We start from the raw sequence: 17,837 nt of genomic DNA on the forward strand, positions 1-17,837 counted from the left end.
GAGCGATTCATAATCAAGGCGCATTTTTTTATTAAGGGTCATTCCCTTAAAAAGAAATGTAACACAGAGTATGATTTGCTCAGCCTTCCCCAAGGGGCTGTTTTAGAAACGCTTTATGCTGCGTTATTGATTTCGACAATAGAATAACTATTCTCTTCAATCAATGCCTTGCCTAAAGGCGTTTCTAATTCCAGCTGAATCATGCATCCTCAAGTGGAACGGGTATAAACAAACATTCTTGACGCTTTAACATAAAGTTTTTGAAAATAAGGTGAAGTAATAATGGTAGCGACAGTAACGATAGAGAACTTAACAGTAAGCCAATGTCTTTTTGATTTTATTGAAAATGAAGCCCTACCTGACACTTCTATTAGCTCAAGTCATTTTTGGCAGCAATTTTCCAGTATAATTCATGATCTGAGCCCAGAAAACAAACAGCTTTTATTAAAACGTGATGCCTTACAAGCAAGCATAGATAGCTACCATCAAGACAATAAGCCACTTGATTTTTCTCACTATAAAAAATTCTTAGCGGATATTAACTACCTTGTACCTCAAGTAGATGATTTTAGTATCAACACCAGTAATGTTGATAACGAATTAGCGTTGATGGCAGGGCCACAACTTGTTGTGCCAATAATGAATGCTCGTTTTGCGCTAAATGCCGTAAATGCTCGTTGGGGAAGTTTATATGACGCACTCTATGGCACTGATGTAATCAGCCATGAAAATGGTGCACAACCAGGAAAAACATATAACCCGGTGCGTGGTAAAAAGGTTATCGCGTTTGCCAAAGATTATTTAGATCAAGCCATTCCGCTGCTCACTGGTAATCATAGCCAAGCAATTAGCTACCACTTAACCGAACACCAATTAATGGTAAGTTTGGCTGACGGTCAGCAAAGTCCTCTGAAAGACCCTTCTGCATTTATAGGCTTTACTGGCAGTATAAATAAGCCAGATTCTCTGATGTTTACTCATAACGGTTTACATTTAAACCTACTGTTTAGCGATGACAGTGCAATAGGCAAGGAAGATGCTGCCGGATTAAGCGATGTAGTACTTGAATCAGCGTTAACGACCATTATGGATTGTGAAGATTCGGTTGCGGCTGTTGATGGTGAAGATAAAGTAATAGCTTACCGAAATTGGTTAGGACTAATGACGGGCAAGTTAAGCGCCAAACTGAATAAAAATGGTAAAACCATAACCCGCACCATGAACAATGATTTGAGTGTTCAAACACTAACTGGCGACACAGTTACCCTCAAAGGTCGTAGCTTGATGTTCGTACGTAATGTTGGCCATTTGATGACGAACAATGCCATTATCGATAGTCAAGGTAATGAAGTACCTGAAGGTATACTCGATGCTATGATCACTTCTTTGATTGCCCTGCATGATTTAAAAGGTAATAGCGCATTTAGCAATAGTAGTGAAGGTTCTATTTACATTGTTAAGCCCAAAATGCACGGACCTGAAGAAGTTGCTTTTGCTGATACATTATTCTCACGTGTAGAAACTGCATTATCATTACCTCAAAACACCGTCAAAATGGGCATAATGGATGAAGAGAGACGTACCAGTGTTAATTTGAAAAACTGTATTTTTGCTGCTAAAGACCGTGTGGTTTTTATCAATACTGGCTTTTTAGATAGAACGGGTGACGAGATTCATACCTCTATGATGGCCGGACCTATGGCAAGAAAAGCAGATATAAAACTAACACCTTGGATTGGTGCTTATGAAGATAACAATGTAGATGTTGGCCTCGCTTGTGGTTTTAGTCAAAAAGCACAAATAGGTAAAGGCATGTGGCCTATTCCAGATCAAATGGCAAATATGATCGCAACCAAAATCAATCATGTTGAAGCTGGAGCAAACACTGCTTGGGTTCCTTCACCTACCGCTGCTACATTGCACGCGCTGCACTACCATAGAGTGAATGTATTTGAGTTACAAAAGCAACTTGCTAAACGTCAGCCGGCTAATATAGACGATATTTTAACAATTCCATTAGCAGAACATACTAATTGGACTGAGCAGGAAATTAGTGATGAGTTAGACAATAACTGTCAAGGCATTTTAGGCTATGTAGTTCGCTGGATAGATGATGGCGTTGGCTGCTCTAAAGTTCCGGATATAAACAATGTCGGCTTGATGGAAGATAGAGCCACTTTACGTATTTCTAGCCAACACATCGCTAACTGGCTTACTCATAACATTTGTACTATTGAACAAGTTCAAGCCAGTTTAGAGAAAATGGCAAATATTGTTGATAAACAAAACGCTAGTGATAGTAGTTATCAAGCGATGAGTAATGACTTCACCCATAGCATTGCTTTTAAAGCTGCCGCTGCATTAATATTTTCAGGCGTAGAACAACCTAATGGTTATACTGAACCTTTACTGCACCAATATCGCTTAGAAAAAAAGCGCCAACTTAGCTAACTTCTAATTATATTAAAATTCAGCAGTTCAAATTGAATTGTGAAAATAATCAACACTGTCGCTATATTGAGTTCAACAATAGCGCCAGTGTTGATTTTCATTTTTAGGCATCATATTAATCATTGTTGTTGTTATTTGTACTGGTATAAACCAGTCATAAAAAATGATAAAAGTAACTAACTCAAATTTGTTGTTACTCATTAAAATGATTTGAAATATTTAATTGCTTTAACAGTTCTAATATTAAGAATGCTTCTGTTTAATGACTGACGGTTTTTATTTAAAATGTTGCTTTAAAAGGCTTATGCCATCTACCGTATGAAAGAAGCGACTTGTCTCATCTTGCTAGCATAATGATTGAATAGACCTTAAAGTAATAATTGTAACAATTTAGTAAAAATAAATAGCACGATACTTAAACATAGCCAGGCATAGCTACAAGGATATAAGCAATGAATTCATTTAAATTACTATTAGTTAGTTTTACCATCACATTCATAGCCTTGATGACTATTTCCCCTGCCAATGCCAAACATGCAGTTAACGTACAGCATTTAAATGTTAATAATACACTGACGACCAAATTTAATAACAACGATATGATTAACATTACTGGTAATTATGGTAGTAGTTTTTCAACGGGTTTAATTTTATCTGCTCCAATAGTACTCAGTGATAGAAACTCAAAACTAACAATAGATGTTGTTAATAAGTCCAATGATTTTTTTACTAGCGCAATGGTTTTTAACGATAAACTGCATCAACTCATTTCGTACTTCACTACTCCTAATAATGAAACACTTATTGAACCAACAACTTCAACGCCTGAAAGTGAAGTGATAGAAAAGAAATGTGAAAACACTTTTAGTTTTAATTTTAGCTAAGAGTCCATCACTCCCCTCAAAATAGGTCGTTCTGTAGCAGCCCTTAGGGCATTCACCTAGTCGTGTTCATAGTAAACACTATTTTGGACCACCCCGACAATCATCAATTCTAAAATAATGGGTACTTCCCCCCATCCGATAACCCTGCTCTTCATTTTAAAGCTTTTTTTAATAAAAATGTTAACTAAAAATATTCTCAAGGAGTATTTTACGTTACTCTACTTTACTCTTCTTTAATAGCTTGTTTACCTATGAAAAAATTGAAAAAAGTGCTCACTGGCTCTTTACTCATCAGTCTGTTGGTTATAGCAACAGCATCAACTTGGCTTTACAGCAAAATTGATGGTGCTTTACCGGTACTCAATGGGGAAAAAACAGTCTTTGGTTTAAAGAAGTCAGCCATCATTGAGCGTGATAAACAAGGCATTGTCACGATTAAAGCTCAAAATCGAAGTGACATTGCTGTAGCACTTGGTTTTGTTCATGCTCAAGAACGTTTCTTTCAAATGGACTTACTAAGACGAAACTCTGCCGGCGAATTAGCTAGTTTATTTGGTATTCGAGCACTTGATTATGATAAATCAATTCGTAAACATCGCTTTCGAGAAAGAGCAAGAGCCATAGCGGCTCAATTACCCCACAAAGAACTCGAATTAATTAAGGCGTACACTCGAGGGGTAAATCAAGGGTTAAAATATTTAAACTCATCTCCATTTGAGTACCTCCTATTGCAACAAGAACCCGTTCAATGGAGTGAAGAAGACACCATTTTGACAGTTTTTAGTATGTACATAGACCTGCAATATCATGATGGAAGACGCGAACGTACACTCGGTTTAATGGAAGCAGTCTTATCCGGAGACGTTTACGCATTTTTAGACCCTAAAGGCAGTATATGGGATGCTGCTATTGATGGTAGTCAATTCACTCAAGCTCCAATGCCCACAGATGCTTGGCCTTCAGCTTCAAGCATCAACATTGACAACAAAAATCGAAATAACACTAAATTAGCCAATCTCAATAAAGATAAATATCAAGGCGATCATTTACCAGGTTCAAATAGTTTGGCTATTTCTGGGGCTTTAAGTACTACCGGAAGTGCTGTCATTGCAAATGATATGCACCTTGGACTACGTATACCTAATACTTGGTTCCGCGCTTCTTTTGAATACCCAGCCACCATGCCTGATAGGTCAATCACAGCTAAAGATTTGATCAAAGTTACTGGTGCCACTTTACCGGGTACTCCTAATATAGTTATAGGTAGTAATGGTAATATAGCTTGGGGATTTACCAACAGTTATGGTGATTATAGTGATGTTATCCTCTTAACGACTAATCCTGATAATAGCCAATATTTGACACCGTCAGGCTATCAAAACTTTACGACCCACAAACAAATAATTGCTGTTAAAGGTCAAAAAGCACAAGAAATAACTGTCACTGAAACTATTTGGGGCCCAGTTATTGGTAAAAATCATCAAGGGAAGTTGCTAGCATACCGTTGGGTTGCACATGATAAAGAAGCAATCAATTTGGTGGCAACTGAGTTAGAACAAGCACAGAATGTCTCACAAGCTTTTAATATAGCTGCCCGTTCAGGTATACCTTCTCAAAATATGCTGATTGCCGATAAACACGGTGATATTGGCTGGACAATTATAGGGCCTATCCCCAACAAAAATGGCATGATTGGCGAAACACCTAAATCATGGGCTTCAGGGGAGAACAGCTGGCAGGGCTATTTATCGCCAGCACAGTACCCAAAGATTATTAACCCAGAAAACCATAGACTTTGGACAGCAAACTCCCGAGTCATTGGTGGTGATATGTATAAAAAACTTGGTAATGGTGGTTACGCACTCGGTGCTCGCTCAAAACAAGTTAGAAATAACTTATTCGCTCTAAAAGAATTTGATGAACAGTCCCTGCTTAACATTGGCTTAGATGATGAGGCTATTTTTTTACAACGCTGGCAGCAGTTCATTCTTGACGACGTGTTGACGAAGAATGTTGTCGCAAAAGATAAAAGCTTTAAACAAATAAAGAAATTATTAGAAAGCGCCCCCAAATTAAGAGCAAGCGTAGAATCTGTTAGTTATCGCCTAGTTCGAAATTTTAGAATAAACATCAGGGATAGCGTTTTTCTCGAATTAAATAAAAGCTTGAATAAAATTGATGAAGCTTTCAACTTCAAAAGCATTCGCCATCAAATAGAAGTACCTTTATGGCAACTAATTAATGAGCAACCAGAAAACTTTATGATGCTAGGTGAAAGTAGTTGGCAAGATTTATTTATTAAGGCACTAGAAGTAACGATTGCGGACATGACGGTCAACCAAACTTTAGATACTGCCACTTGGGGCCAACAAAATAGTTCGGTAATAAAGCACCCACTCAGTAGTGCATTACCTTTTCTAAACCATTGGTTGGATATGCCAAGTAAAGCATTAGCAGGTGACAGTTATATGCCAAGAGTACAAGGTAAATCTTTTGGTGCATCAGAACGAATGATTGTATCTCCTGGTTATGAAAAAAATGGCATTTTTCATATGCCAACTAGCCAATCAGGTCATCCGTGGAGTCCATATTATGGCATGGGCCATAGTGACTGGGAAAATGGTATAGCCTCATCATTTTTACCCGGTAAAACGCTCTACAAGCTGACTTTACTGAGCTATTAAATTACATCGTATTTATACCAATAAACTTACCAATGAGAAATGACGAGGAAAAATGACTATTCTGATTATTTGCTTATTTTTAGCACTACTTTTACCACTGCTTGCAAAAGGCCCTGTAGCTTATGCTATGGCCAAACTAGGTGGATATAATAATAGCCACCCTAGGGAGCAACAAAGCAAGTTAACCGGGTTTGGTGCACGTGCCCTAGCAGCACATCAAAATGCCTTTGAATCGGTTATCCTTTTTGCTCCTGCAATTATTTTAGCACTGGTAACAGGTAATACCCACCAAACAGTGCTCGTATTGGCCATTGTTCATATCATCTCAAGGGTGCTATATAACATTTTCTATTTATTAAATATCGGCCTATTAAGATCAATCGTATGGGGAATTGCGACCTTGTGCAGCTTTGCCATAGTCTATCAATGCATTCCTTAACATGCCCTCAGGAACAAAAAACGTCTAAAGAAACAGTTGACACTATTTAGCTAAGCTAGCTAGAGTAACTACTCAAAGTAGATAATTCACAATAAAAAGGTAAGCAAGTGAGCGAAAAGTTAGATTTAAATGAAATACGCCAAGAAATAACGCTTTTAGATCAAGATTTATTAGCCTTGTTTGCTAAACGTCGCGCGTTAACACTCAATGTGGCAAAGAGTAAAGTACAGCAAATTCGCCCTATTCGTGACCAGCAACGCGAACAAGAGCTTTTAATACGTCTAATTAAGCATGGTAAAACCTTAGGTTTAGATGCTCATTATGTTACCAGTGTATTTCAAACTATTATTGAAGACTCTGTATTAAACCAACAAGCTTTTTTACAGAGTTTAGCCAATCCAGATATTCAAGTGCCAACGGTTAGCGTTGCATTCTTAGGTGATAAAGGATCATATAGTTTTCTTGCTAGCCACCGATATTTTTCACGTCGTGCAGAAAAGATTATCGAATCAGGTTGTCAAAGCTTTTACGATATATTGCAGCAAGTTGAATCTGGCCAAGTTGATTACGGTATGCTCCCTATAGAGAATACTAGCTCAGGTAGTATCAACGAAGTTTACGACTTACTACAACACACGAATCTTTCTATCGTAGGTGAAATTACCCAACCAATCGAGCATTGCTTGTTAACATCTGTAAACACTAGCTTAGATAAAATCAAAACAATTTATGCGCACGGACAGCCGTTCGCACAATGCAGTAATTTTCTAGATAAGCAGAGCAACATACGCATTGAATATTGTGATAGCACAGCTGATGCTATGGCAAAAGTGGCAGAATTACAAGATGATACGATAGCTGTAATTGGCAGTGAAGAAGGTGGACAACTTTATCAACTTCATGCTCTTGAGCAATCTATTGCTAATCAAACTGAAAACCATTCACGCTTTATATTAGTTGCTCGTAAATCTGTCGATGTAGCGGAACAAATACCAGCCAAAACAGCTATCATTTTATCTACAGGTCAAAAAGCGGGAGCCTTAGTTGAGTGTTTATTAGTACTCAAAGATAAAGGTATTAACATGTGTAAACTCGAGTCTCGCCCTATTCAAGGACGACCTTGGGAAGAAATGTTCTATATTGATGTAGAAGCCAACTTAAAGAGTTTTGCTTTACAAGAAGCAATTAACGACATTACTCCTCACACTAATTTTATCAAGGTATTAGGCTGCTACCCTATCGAGCATATCAGCCCGACGAGTGTCCCTAGCGGTGAGATTTAAATAAAATAACATATAGTGCTGTATTGTCGTTCATCGTAACGATATATAGCACTAGCGAGTTTAAGGGGGAAATGTTATATATATTAGATTAGTTGTATTAGTTGGTTAAATATTATGTGTGTCTTCTCTTTAAATTCAAATAAAAAAAATTACGATTACTTATCAAAGTTACCCGCTCCTTCCTTAAAACCCAAAATACTCAATAAGACTGAAAACCATCATCAGAGCCGAGGCTTTACCATAGTAGAGCTGATGATAACGATAGCCATTGCCGCAATAGTGATAACAATAGCCATTCCTAGCATGAGTGGTTTAATCGCAAGGATGCGTGTTGATAACGAAGTAAGTCAACTTAATAGACTCGTATTAACTGCGCGTAATAGTGCCATTAGCATGGAGCAAAACATTATTCTTTGCCCATTAGATAATGGTGCTTGTACTAATAATTGGAATAATGAATTATCTGCTTTTATAGATGATGATGGCAATGGTGTATTTAATGATGATGGTAATGATGCAAACCTTGTAGCTAATGATAGACTTTTGAAAGTAAAAGCCGCCACTACATCAGGGGACAACATTACTTATGCTGGTCAAAACAGAGTTGCTTTTGCACCTACCGGAGCCTTAGCTTCTGTAGCAAGTGTTTTTGTATACTGCCCGAGTAGTGATAACACACTAGGCCGTGCTGTTGTATTATCTATTTCAGGGCGAAGCTATGTCACTTCGGATAATAATGGTGATGGTAGGGATCAGGATAGAACAGGTGCCAATGTGGTTTGCCCATAATTAATTAGTGTTGATGTAAGTTAATTAGACCTCTGATCAAAAGAGAAAGCACGTTTATTAAGTCTGGTAACATCCTCTTCCTTTGATATAGGTATTGACTATACTATCTTGCCACTGAATTATTTAGGCTCTTTGCTCGACTACTACTAAACTGCTCAGTGGATTCAACACACTCATTTACTTTAAATATGCTCTTGTTGATGGTGCCATTCATTTTAATAACTTTACGGCCATGCAATATTCCTTTTGCTTGATTTGGCGTTTTAAAATCTCCAATAACAACGCGTATATCATCACCACCACCTCGATATTCTACATAACACTTTACTGTCATCTTTGTACCTGTGGCCCCTACATGCTTTTGTAGCTGTTTCTCTTCAGCATTAGCGGCAAACGAACTGCTAACGACCAATATAGCTAAAGTGACTGAGAAAATTAATTTAAGTGTTGTCATATTATTGCTCCCAACAATTGCCTGTGGTTGGGATTTTTTGCCCAACTTCATTTAGAGTTAATGAAGGACACTTTGTGTCCTTTATTTGGCCATTTATCGCAGTAGCCGTTAAAGTAAATACAGTGTTATCTGCACTAACTGCTGTAATACGGTAATTAGCTGATGGTGTTTCATATGGGTCAGCCACCCCCAGATCCGTTAAATCAGCAGTATAAGCTCTCCAATCAACAAATCGTTGTTCCTGCAAGTTAGCTAGACGCATTAGCTCACGTTGTGCTTCGGCTCTGTTTGAGCGCAAAGCAAAGTCATTGTATGAAGGGTAAGCAACTACGGCTAAAATGCCAATAATCGCCACAACTATCATTAACTCAATTAAGGTAAAGCCTCTAGCTTTGATAACTTCAATCATTATTGTTGTTCCGTGCGGTAAAGGTAATTTCGTGAGGTTGATAAATCAAAACCAACAGGGATGACTCCATCGCCAACAATGATATCTCCCTTGCCGTCGTCTTTGGTAGTGATGTCACCATCATCTTCAGGTAAAACAATCAAGGTAGGTGAGCCTAACCACTCGTCATTTATTTTAATCACCCTATCATCATTTTCACGTACATCTGTTTTGACTAGGTGTTTACTTACCCCTAAGACGAGATCAACTGCATAGAGGTTGCCGCTCCCTTCTGGGGGTTTGCAATCAACTAAGCCACTAAGTACTGCCGGAGTGTAAGTGGTGAAGTAAGCGATACCATTTATAACAAGTCCTGATGCAGAGTTTTTCTCACCACTTTGTAATAAGTCCATATACCAACCAGACTGTGCACTAACCGCAACTTGCAACGTTTCTTCTTCTTGCGTGGTCATCGTTTTGCTAAAAGGATTGTTAGTATAATTATACAAATTAGTTTTAGTAAAAGCTGTTGGTGTTGGCGGTATCGTAATGCCAGAGAAGGTTTGACTAACAATATAATTATCCTTAATCATGTAAAGCGTATCCTTGGTATCCTTACCAAGTGGATTTGACCTATCTCCTGAGCCAATGAGCACAGCATCATAAGGAATTTCCTGATGGACTGTTATAGTTTCAGTACCACCATTGCCATCACTTACTGTAGTTTCGACTGTTTCAGAAATAAAAGTTCGAACTATAGTAGGTTCATAGAAAAATCGCTGGTCATGTAAATCATCTGTTTCACTACCAAAACTGGCTAATTTAAAAACTGAAAATTTAGTTTTATCCGCTCCAGGCATATCCACACGCCAAACATTGCCACCAGTATCTCCAGCATACAAACGGTCAACCAAGCCATCACCACTGCTATCTAACAAACCAATTGTCGATGGAATGCTATCTGTACCGGAAAATATAGTGGTTGCATCAGCTGGAGCCATGCTCCATAAAAGAGCGCCAGTCTTAGCATCGAGCATGTAAATTGCTCTACCTTTTTCATCTTCAGAACCCAGACCTAAGTAATCTTTATTCGTATCGTAGCCGCCACCAATAAATAATACCGGACTTGCCGTGTAGCCTGATGTATTTAATTTTGAATAACCTACTTTAGGCTGCGACCAAGACTGCCCTAACTCTCCAAAGCCAGTACTAGTGTTATCAATTCGCCACATTAATTTAGGAGCTGTTGGATCAGAAATATCTACTCCGTAATATGAATTACCACCTCGTCTTAAGCCAAAAAATAGCCATGCTGTATCATCACCATCAATCTTGCCATCTCCTTTTATATCATTGAGGTGCAAAGTTATTTCACCATCAATACCATAAACTTTATTAGCAGAAGTATAATTATCACGCAGTGACTTAATATTATGAACCAATTCTTTTGGTAGAAAAGCCCAGTTTTCCTTTACAGTAGTACCACTATCTTCAAACATATGTAAAGCACCTGCATTGGTACCGACCACAACTCTAATACCATACGTTTCGCCGTAATTGACAACGAGAGGCTTGGAGTGTAACGGATCCGCAAAGGCGTCCTCGCGCATGTCTACATAACTTCCATCATTATCCTCATCATCGACATCAAGACCTTTTGCCCAACTTATTTGCTGATCGATATTGGCACTTTCAATTGAATTACCATTGTCATCTTCAAGCCCTAATACACCTAACTCTTTCGCCAAACCCGTAGCATCAGTAAAAGCGGTTTCAAGATTTGCACGGTTAAAATCGACTAATGTCCCGACACCAGCATCCATATAAAATTTTCGAGTGGTGGTTTTATCATCGGTAAACCAAGAGGCCACATCCCAAACTGGTGCATCGGTATTATCAGCACTGCAGACATTACTATCACTTCCGTAGCCTACTATTTCACCGTCTTTAGCTTTATATTTTTTCAAGTTACCTTGCCATCTAGAACCAATTTGAGGCTCAAATAATGAAAAATAAACTGAGTCTAAGGTTTGTGTTCTATCTAAGTTATTTGCCGCAACAGAAGCTGAAGTTAAACTACTTGTTGACGGTGGCAGCTGATTTAAAATACCAGTTATTGCATGTGTTAATTGCGAACCATTTTTTGCTTCAATAAACTTACCTTGTCCCTGCTTTGCTGTTTCTTTTAATAATTCGATCGCCTGAGCAGCTCCCTCACTAAAACCTATAGTATGAGTAATGACTGTTTGTTTGCCATCATGAGTAAGGTTTATATCATAATTACTCATCCAACCAGCTAAAGCAGGTAAGTAACTATTACTACCGTCTAGAGTATAACGTTCGCCACTAAACGTAACATCCTCAAGTGTACAGACATCACCTACTTTTGGCGCTTTAGACGTCAGGCCTTCAATTTTCGCATCAGCACCAAAATCATTAGTTGGTACACCATCAGTGATTAGAATAATATGTGAGACACTCGAAGAACACTTAGTAAAAGGAGTATTGTAGTTGCCATCAGTGACAACATTGGTATCCATAGGTGGTTTGTTTTTCTGGTACGAACCACCAATATTTATGTCATCATCGCCGAATTCAACAGGTTTACCGGCAAAATATTGTGAAGCCTCATAAACTGATTCACAAAGTGGTGTCCAAGTATCGGCACTGACTTGATTATTGATAATATCAAGCAAGCTAGCCTTATTAGCCGTTGTCATTTCTGTTATGCCCTGAGCAATACGACCACCATTGCCATCGCTATCCCCATCACCTTTATTATAGTTAAAGACCTCTATACCAAAATCTATTGACGGAGTACTATTAATAACAGAAGTGATACTATTTTGGGCTGATTGCAAACGAGAGGTGGGCACTTCTGAAACACTTTGACCATAGTAGTAGCGTAAGTATTTAGCAGTATAAAGTGTGACATAGCCGCCTGAAGACCAGTCGACAGTAGATGTGCCTTCGTCGGTAGTATGATATTCAGGGGAGCCTTTATTGCCTTTAAAATTAACCGGATAACCCTTTGGAAGCCCTGTTGCATTTTCTGTAGAGCCTACATTTACGCCATCGACAAGCTTGTAAGCGTCATCCTCACAATCAAGTACTTCAATATTTAAACCATTGTTATCAGGAACTTCATTCCAAGTACCTTTATTACCTTTAAAGGAGTACTCACGAATTCGACCATTATAAAAGCCCTGAGTTGCTAAAATTTGTTTTGAGGCTTCACAACTGTTAATTTCAGCTAAGAATCGACGGGCATCACTAGGACTAGTAGGAATAGAGCTACTATCATCTGCGCCACCTTTATTGAAATAAGTAGCTTCATCATTATAGGCATGTGAGGCACCCTCAGCAAGATATTCTTCAAGCGGATCAAACCGTGGCAACTCATCAGAAACTGCCCCCATACTACCAGAGTTATCAAAGATAATCAGTACCTTAGTACTCTTACCTGCCTCTCTAACTTTTTCGCTGACATAAAGTTCAATATCTTCACTTAAGCTCATGTTTGACACACAAGCAAGTGATATTGCCAGTAAACTTCTTAATTGAAACTTGTTCATTGTTAGATCCCCATACAATTGTTATACAATTGCAATATCATCGTAATAGTTGCTGAGCGATACCCGAATTAACCTGGATGGTGCTATTTTGTTTTCGACCATATACTTTTATTATTTGCACTCTAAGCATGTTACAAGTGAATACTTGAGTTGAAGAGGCTGATCTTGAGTGGGGACAGTCAGATTCTAATACAAATTCATTATTCGCTAAGCCTATTGTTGCTGAAGTAACATCATTTTGAGTATTACTTTGCACTAAATCAACTAAGACATCCCTATTACCATTTGCAAAGGTGATAATGGGTAAAGCAAAATCATTTCTTCCACCTGCAGCTGGTCTAACCTGTCGAAATATAAGTTCATCAGTGGCAGCAAAAGCCTCTTGATTGGCAACTACCTTTGCTTCACTTGCCCCTGACATTTTCATATCTGTAGTGGTATTTAACATCAAAGCAGAAGCTACTGCTGTTAATGCTACAAGAAATACCAACGATACCACCAGCACAACACCGCGCTGCTTATTTCTGCTTTGATTTGAACTATGCCCATATTGGATGGGCTGTTTTTTAACTTTGTTAGCTTTTACCATGTGTCAGCACTCGCATTATATAAAGTTACCGTTGAGCTAAATAGTAAACGTCGAAAATTATCATTTACAGGAAACGCCACATTACCAAGCTGATATGTGTTAGTGTTTTGATATTTATTATCGGGTAATATACCTCTTGCTAAAACATATATCTTAACAGCTAAAATTCGTGTACCTCCAGCATGATCCCATAAACCTGCATTCATAGTCCCCGCAGAGACAAATCGATCAACGACACCCGTTGCTTCAGGACCAATACCATACATAAATCGAATGACTTCAATACCATCAATAACTGGTGCAAAGCCCATTCTTAAATTGGCAATACGCCCTTGCATTAAAACAGGTACTACATTATTACCAACAGTTTCATCTCTGACATAATAAACATGATGCTGATATTGCCAAGTTCGGGCATTATTAACCACTGGAGCTGCGCCGCCAAAAGGGAATATTCCCCCTGTAACTGTATTGGTTGTTAAAAAATAGTTGCCCGCAGTAGCTACAAGTAAAGGAGCGGGGCCTACAGGGTTAGCAATAACTCTTTTTATTTGAATAACATCAGAGCCTACGCTAGCTTGACTTCCTGCTGGGAAGCAGCCAAGTGGGTTAGGTTGCGCAGCAGTTAATGTTTGCCCCCAAAGTGTTCTAAAATGACCTACAGCTAACGGGAATGTCGCGTTATTCCCCTGCGCACCGACACAATCATTGCCTGGTGGTGCTGGAACAAGAGTTAAATTAGCTGTGCCAAAGGTACCTGGATAATCTCCCCAAAAATTCTGATTTAATAGATCATCCGTTAACACGCTGATAGCAAAACGACCATTTTCTTGTAATTCACCATAGCTTGAAGTTTCTTCTGTCGTTACTCTCATACCAACAAAAATACTCATCACACCAGCAAATAATATTAGGCCGATAGCCATTGAAATCATTAACTCGACCATAGTAAAACCCTTTGAAGACTTAGTTATTCTTCCGGACTTAGTTATGAACCGACGTATTAATGGCTTACTTATTTCACTATGATTACTCATTAATATGCTCATCTAAAAAATAAAAGCTTGTACAATAACTTGACGCCGCTTTGTTCCGCTTATCCCACAAGCTCCAGCCCCCGCACCAGCATCAACTGTATTTGTTCTGCCTTGCCAGCTAACAACGACTGTATAAGCATTGCCAACTTGGGTAATGCAGCCCCTGCCACCAACTAAACCACCAACACTTACTACACCTAACATGGTATCGCCCCCCATTAGCGCACGTTCCCATTCAAACATATCGTTAGCTGCCATCTCTGCTACTGTGCAGGCAACTATCCCAGCACAACGATTCCCAGGAACGGCATCTAGCGTGGAACCATAATCAGTTCGTGCATAAGTATTTAATGCTAAATTAGGATTTAAAGAGGGTGCATGTGCACGCATTCTAGCGATAATATCTTGTGCTACACTCGAAGCTAAAGAGCGTTGCATGGCATCAAAACTGCCTTGTTTAGCGGTAACTTGCATAGCAACAGCACCTAAAATACCCGTTACCATAATCACTAAAGCTATAAGTACCTCAAGGAAAGTCATGCCCTTTTGAGTACTCTTATAACTAGATAGCGTTGAAAATTTATTCATATTTACTCCACAAGAGGTATAAATTAATGTTATAGATAAATAAAGAAGAAAATATTTTATTAATAGAAAAGTGGTGAGAAAAACTCAACGAGGGAAAATAACAAAAAGAGAATAGAAGTCGATAAAAGTTTTTTGTGAGAAAACTAAAGAGGTTTTGATTTACTGTAAAATTCACCTGCATAACACTACTACCCTACCACTTTAGTGGCTATATTATAGTTAAACTGAATGCAAAAAATCAGCACAACCTATTAAGAGTAGTATCCTAACACTTCATCATTTTTTTAATGTTTACAGCGACTACTCACGATTCAAGTCTAAAAGCTAACCACAACAAAAGCTTTTATTTAACAAAAGCATAACGACTAATAAGACAAAAACCGACGTCTGTACATTAACACCATACCAAACAAATTTACTGCACAGTGATAACATAATAAAAAGTTAACATAACAATTTATATTAACTTTTTACAATTGAATTAAGACTAGCGTAATTCAGCTGGGACTGCAAATACTATACTTTCTTCTTTGCCTGGATGTTCAATAACTTGATGGCCACCATAAGTTTTGAGGGCTTCAACCACTTGCTTGATTAGCACTGCTGGTGCCGACGCACCTGCGGTTACCCCGACTTTATTAACACCTGTTAACCAGTCCGTTTCAATATTCTCTGCCGTATCGATTAAATATGAGGTGACACCCATTTTACTTGCTAGTTCTTTAAGACGGTTAGAGTTAGAACTATTTTTGGCTCCTACAACCAACATAAGATCAACTTTATCAGCTATTTCACGTACCGCATCTTGACGATTTTGAGTGGCATAGCAAATATCATCTTTACGAGGACCTTCAATCAAAGGAAATTTAGCTTGAAGAGCAGCGATTACGTCCATAGTATCATCTACAGATAGCGTAGTTTGGCTACAAAAATATAATTTTTCTGGATTTTTAACGACTAAACTTGCGACATCTTCAGGTGATTCAACTAAATAAATACCCGCAGAGTCACTACTATACTGGCCCATAGTACCTTCAACTTCAGGATGTCCTGCATGACCTATAAGTATACACTCAATATCTTTACGGCTAACACGGGAAACTTCCATATGAACTTTCGTTACCAGTGGGCAGGTAGCATCAAATACTTTTAATGCTCTCGTTTTAGCTTCTTGTCTTACAGCCTTGGAAACGCCATGAGCACTAAAGATAACCGTATTATCATCAGGTACTTCATCAAGTTCATCAACAAAGATAGCACCGCGGTCTTTTAGACCATCGACTACAAACTTATTATGAACAACTTCATGACGAACATAGATAGGGGCACCAAATAAGTCTAAAGCGCGTTCGACAATACTAATGGCTCTATCAACACCCGCACAAAAACCACGAGGGTTAGCTAAAATAATTTCCATACTTTTCCTTCAAAATAAGCGACAACAATTGCTGTCATGCATTATATCAATGAAACTAAATAATTATATATATATTAACGGAAGTTATTCAGCTGACACAACTGGGTATAAATTAAAGTGGTAAGAATAACTGAAGTGTAATGGAGCGAGGTGAAATGAATAGGGCTAGCTAGCGTTATAGCTTGCCCTATTAAAGGTACTAATAGTTGTAAGAATTATAGACCTAATTTTTTATATTCTTTGGCAACAACTTTACTTGGTAAAGGTATATAACCATCTTTTTCAACAATTTTTTGACCTGTTTTAGATAAAATCATTTTTAAAAATTCAGCTTCCATTGGTGGAAGCGCTTTATTCGGGTGCTTGTTGACATAGACGTATAAATAGCGTGATAACGGGTATTTACCTGAAATTGCATTTTCCATATTAGCTTCAATAAAAACTTGGCCTTTTTTAGCTAACGGTAAAGCTCGCACTCCAGAAGTACGGTAACCTATACCTGAATAGCCAATTCCGTTAAGTGAGGCGGATACTGATTGCACAACGGATGCTGATCCAGGCTGCTCATTCACACTGTTTTTAAAGTCACCTTTACATAGCGCTTTCTTCTTAAAGTAACCGTAGGTGCCAGAAACAGAGTTTCTTCCATATAATTGTACATCTTTACCTGTCCATGCGCCCGATAAACCAAGATCTCCCCAACGGTCAATATCTTTATCAGCACCACACTTACGGTTATTAGAGAAAACAGCATCAACTTGCGCAATCGTTAACCCTTCTAATGGATTATCTTTATGAACAAAAACAGCCAAAGCATCGATAGCAACTCGAACTCGAGTGGGTTTATAACCATAGCGCTTTTGAAAAGCTTCTATCTCACGCATTTTCATTTTACGACTCATAGGCCCAAGATTTGAAGTAGCTTCAGTTAAAGCAGGTGGCGCTGTTGACGAACCAGCAGCCTGAATTTGTACATTTACATTTGGGTAAGTACGCTTAAAATCTTCTGCCCAAAAAGTCATCATGTTCGCTAAGGTATCAGAGCCAACTGAAGATACATTGCCAGAAATACCACTAACTTTTTTATATTCTGGTAATTTTTCATCAAGGGCAAAAGCAGATAAACTAACAAGACTTGATAAACTAATAATACTTATAACTTTTTTAAAACTCATGGTCTCTCCAATAAGAGCTTGAACTGTTTGATTGGTCACACTATACGAAGTGAACATGACAATTATATGTCTATTTTATGACAG

General features: G+C 38.3%; 14 protein-coding genes. 6 read left to right on the forward strand and 8 right to left on the reverse strand.

The window, feature by feature from the left end; genetic code table 11:
• The first annotated feature begins 282 nt into the window (after nucleotides 1-282).
• From CXF79_RS00330 to CXF79_RS00355, 6 genes are all read left to right on the forward strand, one after another.
• Nucleotides 283-2,451 carry a malate synthase G gene (locus CXF79_RS00330; RefSeq protein WP_101153496.1) on the forward strand — a complete coding sequence of 723 codons (2,169 nt, stop codon included), beginning with the start codon at nucleotides 283-285 and terminating at the stop codon, nucleotides 2,449-2,451.
• 452 nt (nucleotides 2,452-2,903) lie between these two features.
• Complete coding sequence (locus CXF79_RS00335; RefSeq protein ID WP_101153497.1) at nucleotides 2,904-3,335, forward strand: hypothetical protein; 432 nt, start codon at nucleotides 2,904-2,906, stop codon at nucleotides 3,333-3,335.
• A gap of 251 nt (nucleotides 3,336-3,586) precedes the next feature.
• Nucleotides 3,587-6,019, forward strand: coding sequence for a penicillin acylase family protein (locus CXF79_RS00340; RefSeq protein WP_101153498.1), 2,433 nt, complete (start codon nucleotides 3,587-3,589; stop codon nucleotides 6,017-6,019).
• A 52-nt stretch (nucleotides 6,020-6,071) separates the two neighbouring features.
• Nucleotides 6,072-6,458 (forward strand): MAPEG family protein, encoded by a 387-nt coding sequence (locus CXF79_RS00345; RefSeq protein WP_101153499.1) that lies wholly within the window; start codon nucleotides 6,072-6,074, stop codon nucleotides 6,456-6,458.
• A gap of 107 nt (nucleotides 6,459-6,565) precedes the next feature.
• Nucleotides 6,566-7,741, forward strand: a complete 1,176-nt coding sequence (pheA, locus tag CXF79_RS00350) for a prephenate dehydratase (RefSeq protein WP_011042058.1) — start codon at nucleotides 6,566-6,568, stop codon at nucleotides 7,739-7,741.
• 114 nt (nucleotides 7,742-7,855) lie between these two features.
• Nucleotides 7,856-8,530, forward strand: coding sequence for a GspH/FimT family pseudopilin (locus CXF79_RS00355; RefSeq protein WP_101153500.1), 675 nt, complete (start codon nucleotides 7,856-7,858; stop codon nucleotides 8,528-8,530).
• Nucleotides 8,531-8,633: 103 nt separating this feature from the next.
• Here CXF79_RS00355 and CXF79_RS00360 read toward each other — a convergent pair whose 3' ends face one another.
• The 8 genes from CXF79_RS00360 to CXF79_RS00395 all read right to left on the reverse strand — a co-directional run bounded on the left by CXF79_RS00360 (nucleotide 8,634) and on the right by CXF79_RS00395 (nucleotide 17,753).
• The gene (locus tag CXF79_RS00360) at nucleotides 8,634-8,984 is read right to left on the reverse strand and encodes a hypothetical protein (protein ID WP_101153501.1); all 351 of its coding nucleotides are present in this window, start codon (nucleotides 8,982-8,984) and stop codon (nucleotides 8,634-8,636) included.
• Between the two features lies 1 nt (nucleotide 8,985).
• Complete coding sequence (locus CXF79_RS00365; protein WP_101153502.1) at nucleotides 8,986-9,393, reverse strand: type IV pilin protein; 408 nt, start codon at nucleotides 9,391-9,393, stop codon at nucleotides 8,986-8,988.
• Nucleotides 9,393-12,947, reverse strand: coding sequence for a pilus assembly protein (locus CXF79_RS00370; RefSeq protein ID WP_101153503.1), 3,555 nt, complete (start codon nucleotides 12,945-12,947; stop codon nucleotides 9,393-9,395). The genes CXF79_RS00365 and CXF79_RS00370 overlap by 1 nt, the downstream gene beginning before the upstream one ends.
• A gap of 37 nt (nucleotides 12,948-12,984) precedes the next feature.
• Entirely contained in the window at nucleotides 12,985-13,536 is a 552-nt protein-coding gene (locus tag CXF79_RS00375; protein WP_232769033.1) for a PilX N-terminal domain-containing pilus assembly protein, read from the reverse strand.
• Nucleotides 13,530-14,573 carry a PilW family protein gene (locus tag CXF79_RS00380; protein WP_101153687.1) on the reverse strand — a complete coding sequence of 348 codons (1,044 nt, stop codon included), beginning with the start codon at nucleotides 14,571-14,573 and terminating at the stop codon, nucleotides 13,530-13,532. The genes CXF79_RS00375 and CXF79_RS00380 overlap by 7 nt, the downstream gene beginning before the upstream one ends.
• Nucleotides 14,574-14,585: 12 nt before the next feature.
• Complete coding sequence (gene pilV, locus CXF79_RS00385; protein ID WP_101153504.1) at nucleotides 14,586-15,161, reverse strand: type IV pilus modification protein PilV; 576 nt, start codon at nucleotides 15,159-15,161, stop codon at nucleotides 14,586-14,588.
• Nucleotides 15,162-15,648: 487 nt separating this feature from the next.
• Nucleotides 15,649-16,578 carry a 4-hydroxy-3-methylbut-2-enyl diphosphate reductase gene (gene ispH, locus CXF79_RS00390; protein ID WP_101153505.1) on the reverse strand — a complete coding sequence of 310 codons (930 nt, stop codon included), beginning with the start codon at nucleotides 16,576-16,578 and terminating at the stop codon, nucleotides 15,649-15,651.
• A 215-nt stretch (nucleotides 16,579-16,793) separates the two neighbouring features.
• A complete protein-coding gene (locus CXF79_RS00395; protein WP_011042047.1) occupies nucleotides 16,794-17,753 on the reverse strand; it encodes a PstS family phosphate ABC transporter substrate-binding protein in 960 nt (319 codons plus the stop codon).
• Nucleotides 17,754-17,837: the final 84 nt, after the last annotated feature.

It is taken from the genome of Colwellia sp. Bg11-28 (assembly GCF_002836245.1).
Classification (GTDB): domain Bacteria; phylum Pseudomonadota; class Gammaproteobacteria; order Enterobacterales; family Alteromonadaceae; genus Colwellia; species Colwellia psychrerythraea_A.

What these genes read in the sequence shown, in the direction of transcription:
- CXF79_RS00330 (WP_101153496.1), top strand. Translation starts at nt 283, where the DNA reads ATGGTAGCGACAGTAACGATAGAGAACTTAACAGTAAGCCAATGTCTT.
- CXF79_RS00345 (WP_101153499.1), top strand. Translation starts at nt 6,072, where the DNA reads ATGACTATTCTGATTATTTGCTTATTTTTAGCACTACTTTTACCACTG.
- ispH (WP_101153505.1), bottom strand. Translation starts at nt 16,578, where the DNA reads ATGGAAATTATTTTAGCTAACCCTCGTGGTTTTTGTGCGGGTGTTGAT.
- CXF79_RS00380 (WP_101153687.1), bottom strand. Translation starts at nt 14,573, where the DNA reads ATGAGTAATCATAGTGAAATAAGTAAGCCATTAATACGTCGGTTCATA.
- CXF79_RS00340 (WP_101153498.1), top strand. Translation starts at nt 3,587, where the DNA reads ATGAAAAAATTGAAAAAAGTGCTCACTGGCTCTTTACTCATCAGTCTG.
- pilV (WP_101153504.1), bottom strand. Translation starts at nt 15,161, where the DNA reads ATGAATAAATTTTCAACGCTATCTAGTTATAAGAGTACTCAAAAGGGC.
- CXF79_RS00355 (WP_101153500.1), top strand. Translation starts at nt 7,856, where the DNA reads ATGTGTGTCTTCTCTTTAAATTCAAATAAAAAAAATTACGATTACTTA.
- CXF79_RS00360 (WP_101153501.1), bottom strand. Translation starts at nt 8,984, where the DNA reads ATGACAACACTTAAATTAATTTTCTCAGTCACTTTAGCTATATTGGTC.
- CXF79_RS00375 (WP_232769033.1), bottom strand. Translation starts at nt 13,536, where the DNA reads ATGGTAAAAGCTAACAAAGTTAAAAAACAGCCCATCCAATATGGGCAT.
- CXF79_RS00365 (WP_101153502.1), bottom strand. Translation starts at nt 9,393, where the DNA reads ATGATTGAAGTTATCAAAGCTAGAGGCTTTACCTTAATTGAGTTAATG.
- CXF79_RS00370 (WP_101153503.1), bottom strand. Translation starts at nt 12,947, where the DNA reads ATGAACAAGTTTCAATTAAGAAGTTTACTGGCAATATCACTTGCTTGT.
- CXF79_RS00335 (WP_101153497.1), top strand. Translation starts at nt 2,904, where the DNA reads ATGAATTCATTTAAATTACTATTAGTTAGTTTTACCATCACATTCATA.
- CXF79_RS00395 (WP_011042047.1), bottom strand. Translation starts at nt 17,753, where the DNA reads ATGAGTTTTAAAAAAGTTATAAGTATTATTAGTTTATCAAGTCTTGTT.